This is a genomic window from Nitrospinota bacterium (genome assembly GCA_029881495.1).
Classification (GTDB): Bacteria; Nitrospinota_A; UBA7883; order JACRGQ01; family JACRGQ01; genus JAOUMJ01.
In genome coordinates, this window is the sequence record JAOUMJ010000030.1 from 18864 (window position 1) to 34618 (window position 15755).

Genomic DNA, 15755 nt, shown 5'->3' on the forward strand with positions numbered 1-15755 from the left:
GCTTACCCTCGCTAGGTCTTGCTACAAACTATCCTGTTCCTTCCTTCCCGTTTTGCCTTGACCAGCGCCTTGTCGGCTTCCTTGATCTGGCTATAGGAAGATACCTTTTCGCTTGGATGGTCGCTCGCGCAGCCGATAGACACGGAAACATAACTTGATACTTTCGAAAGCTTATGCTCGATCTTCATGGCCTCAATGGCGCCATGGGCATCTTTTGCCATCTTTTCCGCGTCCTTTGGCTCTATCTCGGGAAGGATTATCGCGAATTGATCCGCGCTATATCTGGAAACCAGGTCGGCGGGCCGTTGGGCGATCTTTGCCAATCTTTGTCCAATTTTTCGAAGACATGTATCAGCTTCCTGCATTCCGTACGCATCGTTATACGCCCGGAAATAATCAATATCTATCAAAATGATCGAGAACAGTTTTTTATCCCTTGCGCATCTTTTCCACTCTCTCTCGAACAGTTCATCAAAGTGCATCCTGTTTGACAGACCTGTAAGCGAATCAATTCGCGAAAGCCTCTCAAGTTCCCTGTTGGACTGCGATAATTTCCGCGTGGCCTCTTCCAGTTCCTTTTCCCTCGCCTTGCGCAAATCCATCTCCCGCTTTAATTTCAGCACTGAATTTACCCTTGCGATAAACTCGACCTTGTTAAAAGGTTTCTCGAGAAAATCTATCGCCCCTGCATCGAACGCCGGCTGGAGAGATTCCTCCTTCCCCATAGCCGTGACAACTACTATCGGCAGGTCCCGGAATGCGTCGATGCTTTTTATTTTTTTGCAGGCTTCAATACCGTCAACCATGGGGAGATGTATATCGAGAAGAATCAGGTCAATATCTTTTACCACCTTGCCATTTCTGCTGATCCCTAGAATTCCGAACGCCTCTTCCGCAGAACCGGCTCTTACCAATTCGATCCCTCCGATCTTGTCGATAATCGCTTCAAAAAGTTCCAAGTCGTGCTGCGAATCATCTACTGCTAAAATTTTCACATCTTCCCCGCTATATATAGTTGCATATTCCTGCTCAAAACATTACACAATCATTCACATTTTCCAGGCTGTATTATTACCATCCCGCATAAAGATTCTATTACAAATGAATTGGTTTTCCATTATTTTTTCATTCTGGAATCCTGAACTACCCCCGCCCTTTCTCATAGATCTCATCACATCGGCGCGTGGTCGAAGGAATTATTAGGACCGGCAAAACATATTTATATTATGATGTCGATATGATCTGGATAAAGTTCCTGCTTGCCGCACTCGTTATTACGATATCGGGCACCATCCTGACGGTATATTCCGAAAAGATGGGGGAGAAGCTGAACATCTCAGGGGCCTTTATCGGCCTTATATTTCTTTCAATCGTAAGCTCGCTTCCCGAACTCGGCACAACCTATTCCGTCATCGCCTATCTTGGCAAACCGGATCTCGCCGCGGGGAATATTTTCGGATCCAACACCTTCAATATGCTGATACTTGCAATTCTCGATTTCCTGCTTGGAACAACATCCATCTACGCCATTTCGAAAGCGCGCCATCAGAAAAGCATATCCCTTTCCGTTACCATGACGGTTGTCAGCATGACCGCGATCGCCATGCATGGTTTCGGTGTTTACTTCGGCCTCGCGCTGGACAGCTTTCTCCTGCTTTTGATCTACGGCGTTGGAGTATTCCTCCTTTTTGCCCAGGAGAGGGAAGGAACAGCCGGAGAAAAAAAAACCAATAACAGATCTGCCTGGGTCGAAATAGCTGTCGTTGTGGCAAGCGGAGCAGTTGTTGTCGCCTCCGGCTACTGGCTTGCGTTGATATCGGACGACATAGAAAAAGTCACCGGGCTTGGCCAGTCGTTCATTGGATACATCTTCCTGGCAGTGACTACCAGCCTCCCCGAACTGGTCATCGCCATCGTTTCGCTCAGACTAAATGCTGTGGACATGGCGATTGGGAACACCATAGGAAGCTGTTTTTTCAATATTTTGATGTTTTCTATTGTTGATCCTTTCTACTCAAATCCGATTTTCCAGGATATTTCGATGGCAAATCTGTATCCGGCAGGCATATCCCTGGCCATGATATTGCTGGTTTCGATATCGCTGGCGATGAGCAAGCGCGGCTTTGGGACAAATTTTTCAAAATATATCCTTTTGGCTCTTTACATTATTGGAAGCGGTTTTGTATATTTCACAGCGTAAGCCGGTATTTTCAAAACAGGCGGGAGAGTGAGAATGAGACGGATACTGTTTTCATTATTGATGTTGTGTGCTATGACCGCCATTTCCGCGTGCCCTCAAAACGGCGGCGGTGAAAAACCGGAAGGAAAGCCCGAAATAAAGAAGGAAGAAAAACCTGTTGAACCAAAAACAGACCTGGGGAAGGAGCTTTACGACACAAACTACAACGACCCCCAGCGACTTCTGAACGCCAGACAGCTGGCGGTAAAGAACATGTACGAAACCAAGGAGAAACATGACCAGGAAGCCACTACCGAATCAGAAGAAGTTAAGCAAAAAGCGATCAGGGAAAATGCTATTAAAAAATGGATGGAGCGGGTTGACTGACCATTACTGAATATAAATCCACCGGCAACTACTCTGTTGCTTTTACCTCACATCCACAGCCCCCTGAAAATTCCGGGCTTCTCGCCGCCTGAAAGGTATCCCACCCCTCCTTTCCGATAAGAAGAGACAGCACTAACCCCGCGACTGAATCCGCCCACCATAACTCCGGCACGACCAGATACAGGAGGCTTCCGGCAAAAAGAATGACCGAAAGCTTGATGCACGCCATGGAACACGCCGCGTCCTTCATCATCGTTGCGCTGTTAAGGGCCAGTGCAACGACCCTCTTCTCGTACCATAAAAAATACATGAAACTCAAACTGAGAGAAGCGACTATGAACCCGGGTAATGTTGATATCGGATATTCCACATTGACAAGCTTGTATATCGAGCCTGCAAAGGTCACCAACGCGAGAAGCAGGAAGAGGATTGAAATACCGGTAGTCGCTATCCTCTCCTTTTTCAGCTCAAGCACGGCAGTAGCATTCACGCCTGCAGATTCTGAACGGAACCTCCAAAGCACCAGCGTTGCCGAGCCTACTTCAATAAAACTGTCCAATCCGAAACCGGCAAGCGCGATCGACTCCTTGGAAATCCCGAAATAGACCGAAACCAGACCTTCAATAATGTTATAGCTGATGGTCAGCCACGAAAGCAGAACCGCTTTCTTTATGAATCTGCCGGTTGCTTCACTGTTTGGGCCTGTGCTCGCGCCACTTGGGCTATCATTCATCTCTTGATTATGACAGATTTCCCGGCAAGCCCCTATCCAAACCAGAGAAAAAGGGAGATCAGGAGAAACGGTACCCATGAGAGGTATCTCCCGCGGATACCAAAGAGGATCAGTAAAAAACATGCAGAGAAGGTGATTCGCAAAATTTCCAAAACCTGGTCATGTATCTCAGCTCTCGGGATAGTCGCGTAATGAAAAAGTATCGCCGCGATCCCCAGCATGAATAACGTGGAAAGGTGCCAGGTAAATCTGACTATCAGCCTTGCCATCTCCCGGTTCCCCATCAGCGGGGGGAGGCCGTCTTTCAAGAAAAGCGGGATAAGTATCTTTTTTTCGCCGTAATATGAATGGGAGAATCCCATAAGGACTATCAAACTGCCGGCGCATACCAGGTAATAATTCATCGAACAATCCCTAAAAGATCACAACAACCTTAAAAACTGTACACCGTCCCGATATTTCGGCGGACTGAGCGACAGCGCCGTTACACGCAACGACGTGCTTATTCACGATTTTTCCTCAAACTCCCTGCGTTTAACCGTCGGGAAGTTCCACCTTCCGTTTTTCCCTGTCCGGCTGGTACCTGAAAAGAATTACCACGTTCCCTATAGAGCCGATTATTTCCGAGGAGGTCTTCCCGCTGATTATTTTTGTGAGCTCTTTTTTCTCGTCCTTGAAATCGTCGAACTTTATCTTTATAAGCTCGTGCCTTTCAAGCTCTTCGTCGACCGCCGCCAGCAGATTGTCGGTCACACCCTTTGTACCTACCTGCACAAGAGGGTCCAGATGATGGGCTAGCGCCTTAAGATGCTTCCTTTGACGGCTTGAAAGTTTTTCCATTATTCCTCCAGCCGGTATTCTATGTATATTCAGGCAGAAAGCCAAGCTCTCCATTTAAAGAAGGCCCGGCATTGAAGCTTTTTCGAACCGGCAGAACATCCACTCATCTCCTGAAATTTTCCTTTGACATTAGTCGCATAGCTTACTATTATCACCCGCACATATCACCAACATTGCATAACAGGAGGAAGCGAACATGTTAAGGAAACAGCTTTTGACAATACTGGCCGCCGTGGCGGTACTTCTCCCCTTTTCGGTCAGCGATGCGGCTGAGAAGGAAATTTTCGAATCGGGCGACCACTGCGTAGCCTACAAGGCCGGGAAAAAAATGTTCTTTTCCATGAATGTGGAGGTAATAGGGAAGAACTGCTCCGCCGACGCGGCACTTGAATGGAGCGCCAATTCAAAAAGCGCGGTTATTAAAGTAGTAATCCCGGTTGACAAATTCGACTCCAAAAGCATCGGGCCGAGGGACGAGCATGTGGCCGAAATACTCGGTGGAAAAGGGCTCACCCCGATGATCTTCACCAGCGCCTCGATAGACAGGGAAACCTTCGAAGCTCTTGCAAAAGACGGAAAGACCGATATTCAGGGGACGCTGAAAATAGACGGAAAGGATAAGGACGTAACCTTCTCTGTATGGGTTACAGGATCGGGCAATGGCAAAGTCGTACAGGCAAGCCTATCCACCTCCTTCACCACACTTAATGTCGTTGTCCCCCCTGCCGGTCCCGGCGGCATGATGGCAAATCCTGACGACGCACTGGAACTCCACGCCCATCTCCTTCTCGAAAGGATTTCCGGCATCGAAGCCCTCAACATGCAAACCGCGACGGGCAATGCCAGGTAATATCCCGGGAGTACTAAACGACAAACTTCCGTTCAACGTATACCGCCTCGCCCAGCTCTTCAGGCAGGAGCTGATAAGGACACTCAAGGATCATAAAATGACGCCGGAGCAGTGGCAGATACTTGTCACTCTCTGGTCGTCGGAAAAAGAGCTGAACCAGCAGGAGATATCCCACCTTACGCTGAAGGAGAAGCAGACCGTATCCAGGATTGTCCAGAGGCTTGAGCGTGACGGATGGATAACGCGTGAGCTGGATCCAGGCGACGCGCGCTCCTTCATAATCCGCTTGACCCCGTGGGCAAGGAAACAGAAGGACGAAGTCGTAAACCTCCTCTACTCCCGTTTCTTTACCATGATAAACGAGGCAATAACGAAGCAGGAGCAGGAAACACTTCTCAGGCTCTGCAAAAAACTCCGCAGAAAATTCAACGACCCGGCTTGAACCGGGATCATCTTTTTCCCTGCTTTTCCATCCTGAAGCTGTTCACATGCTGGTGGGCGAGGCGTGTCGGCTCCGGAAGCCTGTACCGCGTCAGGCATACCTCCACAAGCCGGACGCTGGATCCAATATCCATCAAATGCCCCGGTGATACATAAAGAGGTTTTACCCCTGTGCGAGTTCGCAATACCGCTCCGGCTCCCTCCCCGTTCACTCTAAGCTCGCTCCACTCCATTCTTTCATTACCTACGGCGTCAAATTCCCCAACTAGAAGATTCTTCGCGCACCCGACGGTTGGGAGCTCCAGGAAAAGACCGAGATGTGACGCGAGTCCGAGTCCGCGCGGATGGGCGATCCCATGCCCGTCGCAAATCACAGCGTCGGGGGTGTTGTTCAATTTCTCAAATGCCTTGCACAATACGGGCACTTCCCTGAACGCTAAAAATCCCGGCAGATACGGGAACTCCGCTTTAAGCACTGCGGATCGGGACTCGATTATTTCCATTTCGGGAATTCGAAGAACTACCACCGAGGCGTATAAACGGTCGTCCCCTTTCTTCGAGGATATGTCCGCCCCGGCAACAAGCCGGATTTTTCTCTCTGGAGGAATGAACTTCAGAGTCGCCGCGAGTTTTTTCTGGATTGCCGACGCTTCGTTGTATCCGACGTTCCATTGATGCAGGTAATTTATTTTCAAAACCGCCTTCCTTGCAGAAGCTGAAGAAGAGCGCACACCTTCGACGATGCGCCAGCGTCATGGACGGACGGTTGCAGAATATACCCGCTACTGCGGTTTCATTGCCCTAGGGACAGCTTCCTTGCACCTGCCATCCTTCGCGTTATCCTCAGCCGTCTTTATGGAAGCCCTCGCTTCGATATACTCTCCATGCATGATGAGCGAAGCGGCGTACAGAAGTTTCTTCTTCACAGCTTCCTCATCTTCGGAATCACACGCCCCCTTTTTGACCGCCATTACCTGTTGCGACCACCTGTCCCGCATCTCCATATCGTCATAGGCCTGCGCCGACTGGGACAAAAGAACAACCAGCGCGCATAGAAGAAAAACTCTCATCTGTATACTCCTGTAATTTTTCACAAACCCAGTTGCTACAATAAATTATTGTAATCCCGCTTTCAAGCCCCGCCTTTTCCGAACGCCCCCCTCCGCTGTGATGCCGCTAGAGCACGAAGCCCTTTACGACCGCGAAGTGCAACGCGCTTTGGCATCAACGGTTTAAATATAGGTCCAGGTTCCGTTATTCTGCATACAGTATTCGATAGCGCCCGACAGACCCCATGGGTGGTTAGCGTAAAAATATCTCCTCACGTACTGATCGCCTGTATAGCGGCGGGCGCAATAACCTATCGGACTTGTTTGCGGACATCCAAGTCTTATCCAGTTGCCGTTCTGCTGACCGCAGTTGTCAATCAGATATTGCGCTTCGCTGTGGTAGTACCCGGCTGTGCTTGAATACTCATAACATTGGTAATCTGCCGCATGGTCGCACCCTCCAGCTATCTTCCGTCCGTCGCTGTCGAAATTGTTCGGATCAGGCGTTAGATCCTCCTCCTGCGGCTGCATCGCAATGACGGTCAATGCCTCAAGCGGCTGGCCGGGTCCGCAACCGGCGGAGCTGAATATGAAGAAGAGAAAAACAGCGGAAATAAACAACCTTCTTATCACGGCAAAAACATGCATATCATCTTCTCGGTAATTTCCAGAACAAACTGAACCCTGCCCGGCAATTCGATAACAGGCGGCTGGGAAAAACTCTGCGATCATTATATATAGATTCCGCATCAGGCGTACCCTCTCTGCTTCACAAAGATGATAAATATTCCCTATTCAAGTTGTGCGCCTGCCAATGGTTCCAATATACTATAGTCAGGAAGGGAGATAAGGAAAAAGACCCCCTATCAAGGAAGTGATATCTTATGGAAAGCGCCTCCATTCCTGCACGGTTTTCGCAGTTTTTTATTTTCGCTCTATTCTTGATTATCCTCGTTTTTCCTCATGCATCAATCGCAAAAGAGCCGGGAGAGCATGGATATTCAGCGTACTCCAGCCGATCAAACGCGTCCAGCATTCCATACGAAACCCCGTATTACATGATATCGATAGGGGCAAATCCCAAAAGCCTGATCATCTATACCGGCGACCTTGAAAAGAGGGGGGAATTCGGCACCGATAGCGGTTTCGGAATGGAGGTCGGGAGATACGGCGTCACCAGCTATTTCGGCTCCGCGTTTGGAATCCCTACCTATTCATCGATCTCGATCGTGCTTTCCTATTTCAGCACCGATACCCAGGTGCTGAAGGATGTATCCAGAAATGTTTTTAAATCCTCAAATGTAGGAACCTCCGCGGAATCGGCCGTACTTAGCTATATCCCGACCCTCTTCATACCGTGGAGGCCGGGAGGAAGCAGGGGGCCGATAATCCGGTTCGGAGCAGGCACAGGACCCGGACTGCAGTATATGAACGGGGATGCCTATGTAACGACTGAATTTACCGAACAGACCGTTGCCAACAGTGAACGGATAAATTTCAGCGGCTTGGGAGCGGCCATTAACGTGATCGTGTATACCGAATGCCGTTTCTCCCCTCACTCAAGCGGGGTGATCTTGCGATTATCGATCGAATCAAGCATCGGTTTCGACGCAAAATACACTTATGATGTCACCCAGTCGGCCCTCGCTATCGGTTACGCCTTTTAAACAATTAAAGTCGGCCTGTACCCATGATCAATACTTAGGAACGTCACTCCCCCGTTGCGCGCATTTGGCATCACGCCGAACAGCCGACTGAAACGTCAAATCTCAAAAATGCGGCGGTAACTGTCCCAGTAAGAGAATCCGAGGAATCCTTCAAGCGCGCCCAGGACTATGGCAATCGGCATACCGCCAGTGTCGAGGAACACATGGAACAGAATAATGTTCAGAACAATCGGCGCAAGGGCGAAAATGGCCAGGGGAACGAAGAAGCCGACCATCAAAAGCGCGCCTCCTATAAGCTCGATAAGTTTGATGAGCGTCATCAGGTATCCGGTTGCGCCGAGGCTCATTAAAAAGGTCTTCCCTTTAAGCCCCATGGACGGCATATCAAAAAAATGAAAAAAATAATTTGAACTTGCAACCACAAAGATAAGACCGAGCACAACACGCGCCGCAATTACAAGATTCTTGAACATTTTGCTACCCCCATGAAATGAAATTTGTAAAACCTTTTTGGATGAAGGCTTCTATAAAAAACGCCTTCACATGAAAATTATATGACACTCTCTTCGGCATTCCAAATCTACGCCGACAGTTTAAAAATAATGTTATTATTTAATAGTCGATAAAACAATCTTTTCAAAGGAGGGACCATGTCTGGAAGCGCATATAAAGTGATAGAGATCATAGGAACTCATTCGGAATCGTGGGAAAAAGCCGCTAGTACCGCTATTGAAAGAGCCAGCAAAAGCCTGTCCGACCTCAGGATCGCGGAAGTGGTACAGCAGGATATAAAGATTGAAGACGGCAAACCTGTCGCGTATCGCACCCGTCTCCGTCTTTCCTTCAAATACAGGGATTAGGAATACGGTTTTCGGGAACTGGTTCTCCTGAAGGGAAAGGTAAATCCCTTCAGGAAGCTCTCCCCGGCAGAATGCAGAGCGCATTATCAGCCGAGGTATTCCGATTCCGGATCATGGTTTCTGTACCGCTCAGTCGCGAGCGGATGGTTTTTTGTCGCATAACAGTAAGGACAGTCATGAATGCATGTATCGTTCGCCCCGATATCCCTGCTGACCGCGCATTTGCAAAACTTCCTCTGCCCCGGATCCTTCTTTTGCGAAACATTAATATCCCACAGGCCGTTTATCAGTTCCGCATCTATGCACCGACCGGCCTTGACCCCCGCGTCTCCGTAGTCAGCCCCGGACGCGCATGAAAATATCTCCATCCCGCGCATAGAAGCCGTTTCAGCCATGGAGCGAAGGAGCGAATCCGTTTCGGCTTTGCCAGCCGCGCCCGTATCAAATTCGTATTTCCCAGGCTCCAGTTTCGCAAGGTTGCTTAAGGTCTTTCGGTAATACTCCACAAGACTTACCATCACGCGCGCCGTACTCCCTTCAAGCTCACCGGAAAGCTCGGCAAATTTCATTCGATGATGATCCCATCCGGTCTTGCTTGAGATGATTATCGGATCATATCTCCATATGACCCGCTCCCGCCCGAGTATGCCTGAAAGTATTTTGAAGGTTTCCAGGCGAGCCTTCAAGGGGGGGATGTTCGCCTCTAGCTCTTTTGGATAGTCATTCAGCGTGAAGAGAAAATAGTACCTGTACCCTGAATCATCGAGCATGGGGAGAAACGGCATCATCGGCTCCGGATTTTTGCTCCAGAAGACAAAGACGTCCACATCCTCCGGCTTCAGCGATACCTTGTAAACCTGCGAGGGGTTATACGGATTTTTCGTAACGCAGTAGCCGCTCCTTATCCTGTTAAAGAACCATTTCGAATAAAAAGCCGGGATATCTGTCCTTCGGCTTGCGCTTATGATCATCCTCACATGATATAGCGAAGTTGCCGGGAGCGATATGCAGGAAAATTAATGGGAACTGTTCAATTCACTCTCGATTTTCTGCATTACGGCATGCAGTTCGGCCTTCTGTATAGGCTTGGTGAGATAATGGTTCGCCCCGCATTTCAACGCCTCCTCCATGTCCTTCTTCTCCTCGTTTCCGCTCACCATTACGATCGGAATATTCCGGAGGTAGTCCCGCTCCCTTATCTTTTTGCATACCGACAAGCCGTCTATCTTCGGCATTACCACGTCGAGCATTATTACATCTATGTCGGTCGATGTTGTCCCCTTATCCCTCATGCCGAGGATCTGGAACGCCTCCATGGCTGATTCCGCCATGACAATATCCTTGTAACCGCCGAGGTTCAACAGACGCTCGATAAAAACCCTGATTGTGCTTGAGTCGTCCACTATGAGAATTTTCATTTCAGCCCTCTTTGAAAAGTCGTTTATCTGCTCGCGAATGTCTTTACTGCCCAGTTTAACAAACTTTTCACGAAAAATTAATAAACCGGCTCCTACGCCCGATATGTTCACTCCATTTTGGTACGGTAATCCCACATTTGAATATCATCAGGCATCACGAGGTCATTTTGTTCTAAAATAACCCGCATATGAGCGATATATACAAATACCTGCCGAAGGAGGAACTGGCCGGACTCCTTGCCAGGTTTACCGGAATCGCCGGGATGGATTTTTCAATCCTGCCGACTGACGACGAAAATCCGATCATTGGGGCGGAAATAAACGAGAATGCAATAAATATCTACGAATCCGACATAAACGTGGAGTCTTTCAAGGTCGCAACACTGTACGCTCATTCCCCCGCAAAGCCCGATGAAAAGCTGAAAGATGCCGCCGCTCTGCTTAAAAAACTTATCGAGGAAAAGATATCCGACAGGGTAACAATAGGGAACCTTGAGCAAAAATCCAGAATAGACAAGATATCCTCCGGTAAGCCCGGCAAAAAGGTCATAAAACACGAAGGCTCGCGGAGCGGAGAGCTGGTGGAATGCACAATCCTTGTATCAACGATATGCGATTTCAACAGCTCGGTGACAGGACAGAAACCGGAAAACATCATAAACATACTGAGCGAATATTTTTCCGTAATGCCGGAGGTTATCTCGAAGAATGGCGGAAACGTAAACAAATTCCTCGGCGACGGCGTCATGGCGGTATTCGGAGCCCCCTCATTCATGCCGGAGAGTCACATAAACGCTATAGCCTCCGCTCTTGAGATGCACCAGGCGTTCAACAGGCTTAAAAGGATGTGGGTTGAAAAAGGCCTCCCCCCGTTCGACCACAAGGTCGGGATATGCACCGGGACGGTTATCGCGGGAAACGTAAGCTCTCCCGATATCGACGTGTATACCCTCGTGGGGGATCCGATCCAGATAAGCGTGAGAATTCTTTCGAATGCCAGTCCGAATTCCACGGTAATCTCGCACTCCACTTTTGAAAAGGTCGGGCCTCAGGTGCGCGCTCAGGCGCTTCAGCCGATAAGCATTCCCGGCATCGCGGGGATAGTAAGGCCGTACGAGATATTCGCGCTCAAACCGCTACAGATATTCGAGAACTCGCTCCGCAAATTCGAACGGTATGAAGTAGCCCTCCCGGTTACGCTTCAGAAAACCGGCTCCGCCGGAACTTCCGAGGGGACAATGATAAACCTCAGCCTCGGCGGTGTACTCTTTACATCCGAAACCGATTTCAAATCGGACAGCAAGGTGACCATCAGCTTCCCTATCGAAGTAAAGGATCTGACCGTGACCGCTTCCGGAAAGGTGGTTTACAGAAAGGATTTCAAGGACCCGGTAGGGAACGTCTACTATCATATCGGTATCGAGTTCGACAAGTCCGTAGATAAACATCTCAAAGCGCTTGGCGAATTCCTGGAGAAGCTCTAGACCACAATTTCCGGAAAAGGGGCAAACCACCCATGCCCCCTGCTTTTGCGTAAAAGTGCAAGGAATGGCTGAGGAATAACTCACGGTAAACGGAAGCTTATGCAGATACCCGTGTTTGCATATCGAAGATGAATTTTAGTTTCTGCGGAAGGCGGATTGCTACTTTGACGTCATCTTCCAGACGCCATCCCAGTCGGCAACATTCTCAGCCTTAAGATGTTCGCACCGCTCTATATAGGTTTCCGACAGCTTGTCGCCGGGATTCAGCGTGAGCACCTTCCGGAATTTTTCGATCGCCTTCTCCCAGTTACCCCCTTTGTAATCCTTTCTCCCCTCGTTGAAATATCCGACCACTTCCATCAGGTTGGGGAACGACTTGTCGTCGTAGTAATCGAGCACCTCGTAGATCTCGACCGGTTTGGTCTTACCTTTCACCACCACGTCGTCGATGGACCTCACCCTGTAAGTCCCTTTCAGTTTTTTATATGTGTTCTCGCTTATGATGATGCGCGCGGAGTACTGCTTGCACGCGCTCTCGAGCCTCGCCGCGAGATTCACGCCATCCCCTATCATCGTGTAGTCCACCCTCTTCGGCGAGCCGATATTTCCCGATACGACATTGTCGGTATTCAATCCTATCCCCATATCGATAGGCTTTTGTCCCTGGCTTATCCTTTTCTGGTTCCACTCCTGCATGTCGACTATCATCGAGATGGCGGCACGAACCCCCCTGTCCTCATCATCGTCGCGCGCAACCGGTATTCCAAACGCCGCCATGATGGCGTCACCGATAAATTTATCCAGCATCCCCCCCTGCCTTGAGATGGCGTCTACCATTATCGTGAAGTATTCGTTCAGCAGGGCTACAGTCCCCTGCGCCCCCAGCTCTTCGGTGATGGTGGTAAAGCCCCTAACGTCCGAAAAAAGAACAGTGGCAACGGTGCTCACGCCGCCTAGGATATCCTGCCCGCCGGCCATAAGCTGATCAGCTATTCCAGGATCCATGTATCTCGACATTGTCGACTTCATCCGCTTCTCGCTACTGATATCCTCTATCATCACCATAACGCCGAGGTATTTGTTTTCGCCGCTCATAAGCGGAAGGACCGTAATGTTCGCCGAAACAGGCTCCTCTCCGAATTTAACTTCCGCGTCCATGAAAAGCTCGGTTTCGTGCGTCTCCTTCACCTTGTTTATCTTTTCGAGCACCCATAGATTGTCACCGGAGAAAAACTCCTCCACCTGCTTTCCGATTATTTCGCCTTCGGTGACCCCGATGATCCTCAATCCGGAGGCGTTGCACGTAACTATCTTGCCGTCAGCGTTCATCGTCACCACTCCGTTCGACATACTTTCAAGCATCGACTCGTTGTAGTTCTTCATGTTCTGCACGTCGGCAAAGAGTTTGGCGTTTTCAAGTCCTATCGATATCTGCGCCGTGAACGCCTTGAGACGCGCCTCGTCCTCCCCCGTAAACGGCCCACCTTTCTTGTTCAACACCTGCGTAACGCCTATTATCTTTCCGTCCTTGTTTATTACCGGCGTACAGAGTATCGATCTCGTAAAATATCCGGTCTTCTTGTCGAATGACGGGTTGAACCGCAGGTCCGCGTATGCGTAAGGTATGTTGACCGTCTCCCCCGAAGTGAAAACCGCGCCGGCGATGCCGAGGTGGTTCGGGAGGCGTATCTGAACCGACTGCAATCCTTCGCCAACCTGCGACCATAGCTCGTTTGTCTTCTCGTCGTTTAGGAAGAGTGTCGAACGGTCGGCGTTCAGCATCCGCGTCGCCTCACTCATTACCTTTTTCAGGAGGGAGTTGAGGTTTATCTCGGAGGTCATGTCCGAGACCACATCGAGGAATTCCATCTCCTGCTTCCGCTTGAGCTCCATGTTTTCCACTATCTGCGCGCTCTGGAGGATTACTGCGGTTTGCGTCGTGATCGCTTCTATCAGCTCAAGATCTTTCCTTGTGAACCGCCCCTTTTTCTTATTGAGAAGCTGTATCACGCCTATTATCTCCCCCTTTACCGTCTTGACTGGCGCGCAAAGTATCGTCTTCGTGTGGTACCCGGTCTCCTTGTCTATCGAATCGTCAAAATGTTCGTTCTGATAGGCGTCGTGGATGATCTCGCTTTTACCGGAGGTGAAAACATATCCCGCCACGCCGGCATTGTTCATTATCCTTATCTCGCGCATGAACCGCCCCTGCGCGAAACGGGAGTATAGCTCCCCCGTCTTTTGGTCATTCAGGAATAGTGTTCCTCGGTCTGCCTCGACCACTTCGCTTGCTATCTCTACAAGTGCCTTTAGCATCCCGTCCAGGGTATCGTATCCGGCAAGCACCTTGGAGGCGTCGAGCATTATCTCCAGCTGGCGCAGGCGGCCGTTGCCGTTCAATACCCCCTTGCCGGCTGATAAACCGGGTTTGCTTTTACTTTTTGCCTTTGCCATTTCGCACTTCCATTTCGTCCCTTAATCCCTGCACGGTTTCATGCAACTGCTTTATTTCATTCATATGCTCAAGCTTTGTTTTCTGTTTCTCCGAGGCATGCCTTATTTTCGTGGCGGCTATCTGATCCCTCAGCGCGCCGATCGCGTTCTTTAGCTGCAGGATCTCGTCGTTCGCTGACGATACCGCCCTCTGTACCGCGCTCTGCTTCTCCATTTGAAGCCCTTCCAGCCTCTCGCGAAGGGCGGATACGGTCTCCTTCAACTGCTCCACCTCGATATTCACTTCAGCGACAGCTGTCTGGATTTTCTGTTTTTCGGCGAATTGGAGGGACTCCATCTTCTCGCGAAGAGCGGATACGGTCTCCATGAGATGCCTGTTCTCCTTGCGGAGTTCATGCTCCTCGGTCGTCTGAATATCCAGTTCCATACTCCCCCTCATGCCGGCCAGTCTTTGGTCATATTTTATACCAAGTTTACCCCACTCGGAGGAGAAAGGGCAAAACTCCGCCCAATACAAAGGTTTTAGTAATTTGAAGTCGAAATCTAGACTGGCCTGTTTGAAAGCTATAACCATATTTGGTAGCATTCATCTGAACAAACCAAAATCTACAGATACATCATGCTGATACATCCTCGGGTAATTGCTGTAATAAGTCCGTGGCGAGAGGAAATTTGATGGGAAACTCGAATAACGCGACCGTGCTGGATCCTGAGGAGATAGATAAATATTCAGATAAGATATACCCGGAATGTGTCCGAATTCTTTACCGTGTTAGAGCCCGTACCATTCTCACCCACATCTCCATTGTCTTGGCGACCTTATACACAGGCTGGACCGAAGAAACCTGGTTTAGCAACCTGCTGCTGGTTTCGGCATTTTTTTTATACCTTCTTTTCGACCTGTACTCAACTCGAAAGTTTAATTCCTCTGCGGTTCCCGATGAAGAGATTAAGTCGTGGGGGAGGCGCCTCTATTATAATTTAGCCGTCGTTGGTCTTTCTTATAACATTATATACATGAACCTTGCCTTTCACGGCGTTGAGAACGCGATGGTTTACCTGATAGTGATAACTGCACTCTTTTCCATAGGGGCAGTTACTATCCACATATACCTCAAAGGACTTAGTTCCGTTTACATCATTTCCGCTATGGTGCCCCAGTCCGTTTATTATTTGGTCGCAGACGTGGAAGGGGGCGTCATATTTTCCATTTGCCTGGCGACCTTTGTTGTAGGCATGACAATTATCGGACTTCAAATAAACAATAACGCTATACGTACGCTAGCCCTTAACCACCTGTTACAAGATGCGAAGGAAAAGGCGGAAAACGCGACTAAATTGAAAGACAAGTTCGTCTCACTGGTCTCGCACGATCTCAGGGGGCCGATCAGCT

The 15755-nt window shown here is 49.4% G+C and carries 20 protein-coding genes; 8 read left to right on the plus strand and 12 right to left on the minus strand.

What is annotated here, in order from left to right:
- Window positions 1-11: 11 nt before the first annotated feature.
- The gene (locus OEY64_11240) at window positions 12-995 is read right to left on the minus strand and encodes a diguanylate cyclase (protein ID MDH5543525.1); all 984 of its coding nucleotides are present in this window, start codon (window positions 993-995) and stop codon (window positions 12-14) included.
- Window positions 996-1237: 242 nt separating this feature from the next.
- Here OEY64_11240 and OEY64_11245 point away from each other — a divergent pair, with 242 nt between their 5' ends.
- On the plus strand, window positions 1238-2200 hold the full coding sequence (locus tag OEY64_11245) for a hypothetical protein (GenBank protein MDH5543526.1): 963 nt from the start codon (window positions 1238-1240) through the stop codon (window positions 2198-2200).
- 33 nt (window positions 2201-2233) lie between these two features.
- Window positions 2234-2566: a hypothetical protein gene (locus OEY64_11250; GenBank protein MDH5543527.1), complete on the plus strand. Its 333-nt coding sequence runs from the start codon at window positions 2234-2236 to the stop codon at window positions 2564-2566.
- A gap of 28 nt (window positions 2567-2594) precedes the next feature.
- On the opposite strand, the gene OEY64_11255 is transcribed toward OEY64_11250, so the two are convergent.
- From OEY64_11255 to yhbY, 3 genes are all read right to left on the minus strand, one after another.
- Entirely contained in the window at window positions 2595-3299 is a 705-nt protein-coding gene (locus tag OEY64_11255; GenBank protein MDH5543528.1) for a cation transporter, read from the minus strand.
- Between the two features lie 32 nt (window positions 3300-3331).
- On the minus strand, window positions 3332-3703 hold the full coding sequence (locus OEY64_11260; GenBank protein ID MDH5543529.1) for a hypothetical protein: 372 nt from the start codon (window positions 3701-3703) through the stop codon (window positions 3332-3334).
- A gap of 130 nt (window positions 3704-3833) precedes the next feature.
- A complete protein-coding gene (gene yhbY, locus OEY64_11265) occupies window positions 3834-4139 on the minus strand; it encodes a ribosome assembly RNA-binding protein YhbY (GenBank protein ID MDH5543530.1) in 306 nt (101 codons plus the stop codon).
- 196 nt (window positions 4140-4335) lie between these two features.
- Between yhbY and OEY64_11270 the strand changes: the two genes are divergently transcribed.
- Entirely contained in the window at window positions 4336-4989 is a 654-nt protein-coding gene (locus tag OEY64_11270; protein ID MDH5543531.1) for a YceI family protein, read from the plus strand.
- Window positions 4979-5431, plus strand: coding sequence for a MarR family transcriptional regulator (locus OEY64_11275; protein MDH5543532.1), 453 nt, complete (start codon window positions 4979-4981; stop codon window positions 5429-5431). Before OEY64_11270 ends, OEY64_11275 begins: the two co-directional genes overlap by 11 nt.
- A gap of 7 nt (window positions 5432-5438) precedes the next feature.
- Here OEY64_11275 and nfi read toward each other — a convergent pair whose 3' ends face one another.
- The 3 genes from nfi to OEY64_11290 all read right to left on the minus strand — a co-directional run bounded on the left by nfi (window position 5439) and on the right by OEY64_11290 (window position 7127).
- Entirely contained in the window at window positions 5439-6125 is a 687-nt protein-coding gene (gene nfi / locus OEY64_11280; protein ID MDH5543533.1) for a deoxyribonuclease V, read from the minus strand.
- An 87-nt stretch (window positions 6126-6212) separates the two neighbouring features.
- Window positions 6213-6500, minus strand: coding sequence for a hypothetical protein (locus tag OEY64_11285; GenBank protein MDH5543534.1), 288 nt, complete (start codon window positions 6498-6500; stop codon window positions 6213-6215).
- Window positions 6501-6662: 162 nt separating this feature from the next.
- A complete protein-coding gene (locus OEY64_11290; GenBank protein MDH5543535.1) occupies window positions 6663-7127 on the minus strand; it encodes a hypothetical protein in 465 nt (154 codons plus the stop codon).
- Window positions 7128-7363: 236 nt separating this feature from the next.
- On the opposite strand from OEY64_11290, the gene OEY64_11295 reads away from it, so the two are divergent.
- Complete coding sequence (locus OEY64_11295) at window positions 7364-8146, plus strand: hypothetical protein (GenBank protein ID MDH5543536.1); 783 nt, start codon at window positions 7364-7366, stop codon at window positions 8144-8146.
- Between the two features lie 95 nt (window positions 8147-8241).
- On the opposite strand, the gene OEY64_11300 is transcribed toward OEY64_11295, so the two are convergent.
- A complete protein-coding gene (locus tag OEY64_11300; protein MDH5543537.1) occupies window positions 8242-8619 on the minus strand; it encodes a DoxX family membrane protein in 378 nt (125 codons plus the stop codon).
- A 177-nt stretch (window positions 8620-8796) separates the two neighbouring features.
- Between OEY64_11300 and OEY64_11305 the strand changes: the two genes are divergently transcribed.
- The gene (locus tag OEY64_11305) at window positions 8797-9006 is read left to right on the plus strand and encodes a dodecin family protein (GenBank protein ID MDH5543538.1); all 210 of its coding nucleotides are present in this window, start codon (window positions 8797-8799) and stop codon (window positions 9004-9006) included.
- 86 nt (window positions 9007-9092) lie between these two features.
- On the opposite strand, the gene OEY64_11310 is transcribed toward OEY64_11305, so the two are convergent.
- Together OEY64_11310 and OEY64_11315 are read right to left on the minus strand one after the other, a co-directional pair.
- Window positions 9093-9977 carry a DUF1848 domain-containing protein gene (locus tag OEY64_11310; GenBank protein ID MDH5543539.1) on the minus strand — a complete coding sequence of 295 codons (885 nt, stop codon included), beginning with the start codon at window positions 9975-9977 and terminating at the stop codon, window positions 9093-9095.
- 45 nt (window positions 9978-10022) lie between these two features.
- Entirely contained in the window at window positions 10023-10424 is a 402-nt protein-coding gene (locus OEY64_11315) for a response regulator (GenBank protein ID MDH5543540.1), read from the minus strand.
- Window positions 10425-10612: 188 nt separating this feature from the next.
- Between OEY64_11315 and OEY64_11320 the strand changes: the two genes are divergently transcribed.
- Window positions 10613-11908, plus strand: a complete 1296-nt coding sequence (locus OEY64_11320; protein ID MDH5543541.1) for a PilZ domain-containing protein — start codon at window positions 10613-10615, stop codon at window positions 11906-11908.
- 159 nt (window positions 11909-12067) lie between these two features.
- On the opposite strand, the gene OEY64_11325 is transcribed toward OEY64_11320, so the two are convergent.
- Together OEY64_11325 and OEY64_11330 are read right to left on the minus strand one after the other, a co-directional pair.
- Window positions 12068-14272, minus strand: a complete 2205-nt coding sequence (locus OEY64_11325; GenBank protein ID MDH5543542.1) for a GAF domain-containing protein — start codon at window positions 14270-14272, stop codon at window positions 12068-12070.
- 70 nt (window positions 14273-14342) lie between these two features.
- On the minus strand, window positions 14343-14789 hold the full coding sequence (locus tag OEY64_11330; protein MDH5543543.1) for a hypothetical protein: 447 nt from the start codon (window positions 14787-14789) through the stop codon (window positions 14343-14345).
- A 248-nt stretch (window positions 14790-15037) separates the two neighbouring features.
- On the opposite strand from OEY64_11330, the gene OEY64_11335 reads away from it, so the two are divergent.
- Window positions 15038-15755, plus strand: a 718-nt coding sequence (locus OEY64_11335; GenBank protein MDH5543544.1) for a hypothetical protein, incomplete at its 3' end; no start/stop codon positions are given.

Coding starts and splice junctions, on each gene's coding strand:
- OEY64_11270 (MDH5543531.1), top strand. CDS start 4,336: ATGTTAAGGAAACAGCTTTTGACAATACTGGCCGCCGTGGCGGTACTT.
- yhbY (MDH5543530.1), bottom strand. CDS start 4,139: ATGGAAAAACTTTCAAGCCGTCAAAGGAAGCATCTTAAGGCGCTAGCC.
- OEY64_11275 (MDH5543532.1), top strand. CDS start 4,979: ATGCCAGGTAATATCCCGGGAGTACTAAACGACAAACTTCCGTTCAAC.
- OEY64_11305 (MDH5543538.1), top strand. CDS start 8,797: ATGTCTGGAAGCGCATATAAAGTGATAGAGATCATAGGAACTCATTCG.
- OEY64_11295 (MDH5543536.1), top strand. CDS start 7,364: ATGGAAAGCGCCTCCATTCCTGCACGGTTTTCGCAGTTTTTTATTTTC.
- OEY64_11285 (MDH5543534.1), bottom strand. CDS start 6,500: ATGAGAGTTTTTCTTCTATGCGCGCTGGTTGTTCTTTTGTCCCAGTCG.
- OEY64_11255 (MDH5543528.1), bottom strand. CDS start 3,299: ATGAATGATAGCCCAAGTGGCGCGAGCACAGGCCCAAACAGTGAAGCA.
- OEY64_11325 (MDH5543542.1), bottom strand. CDS start 14,272: ATGCTCGACGCCTCCAAGGTGCTTGCCGGATACGATACCCTGGACGGG.
- OEY64_11245 (MDH5543526.1), top strand. CDS start 1,238: ATGATCTGGATAAAGTTCCTGCTTGCCGCACTCGTTATTACGATATCG.
- OEY64_11290 (MDH5543535.1), bottom strand. CDS start 7,127: ATGCATGTTTTTGCCGTGATAAGAAGGTTGTTTATTTCCGCTGTTTTT.
- OEY64_11260 (MDH5543529.1), bottom strand. CDS start 3,703: ATGAATTATTACCTGGTATGCGCCGGCAGTTTGATAGTCCTTATGGGA.
- OEY64_11315 (MDH5543540.1), bottom strand. CDS start 10,424: ATGAAAATTCTCATAGTGGACGACTCAAGCACAATCAGGGTTTTTATC.
- OEY64_11320 (MDH5543541.1), top strand. CDS start 10,613: ATGAGCGATATATACAAATACCTGCCGAAGGAGGAACTGGCCGGACTC.
- OEY64_11330 (MDH5543543.1), bottom strand. CDS start 14,789: ATGGAACTGGATATTCAGACGACCGAGGAGCATGAACTCCGCAAGGAG.
- OEY64_11310 (MDH5543539.1), bottom strand. CDS start 9,977: ATGATCATAAGCGCAAGCCGAAGGACAGATATCCCGGCTTTTTATTCG.
- OEY64_11300 (MDH5543537.1), bottom strand. CDS start 8,619: ATGTTCAAGAATCTTGTAATTGCGGCGCGTGTTGTGCTCGGTCTTATC.
- OEY64_11250 (MDH5543527.1), top strand. CDS start 2,234: ATGAGACGGATACTGTTTTCATTATTGATGTTGTGTGCTATGACCGCC.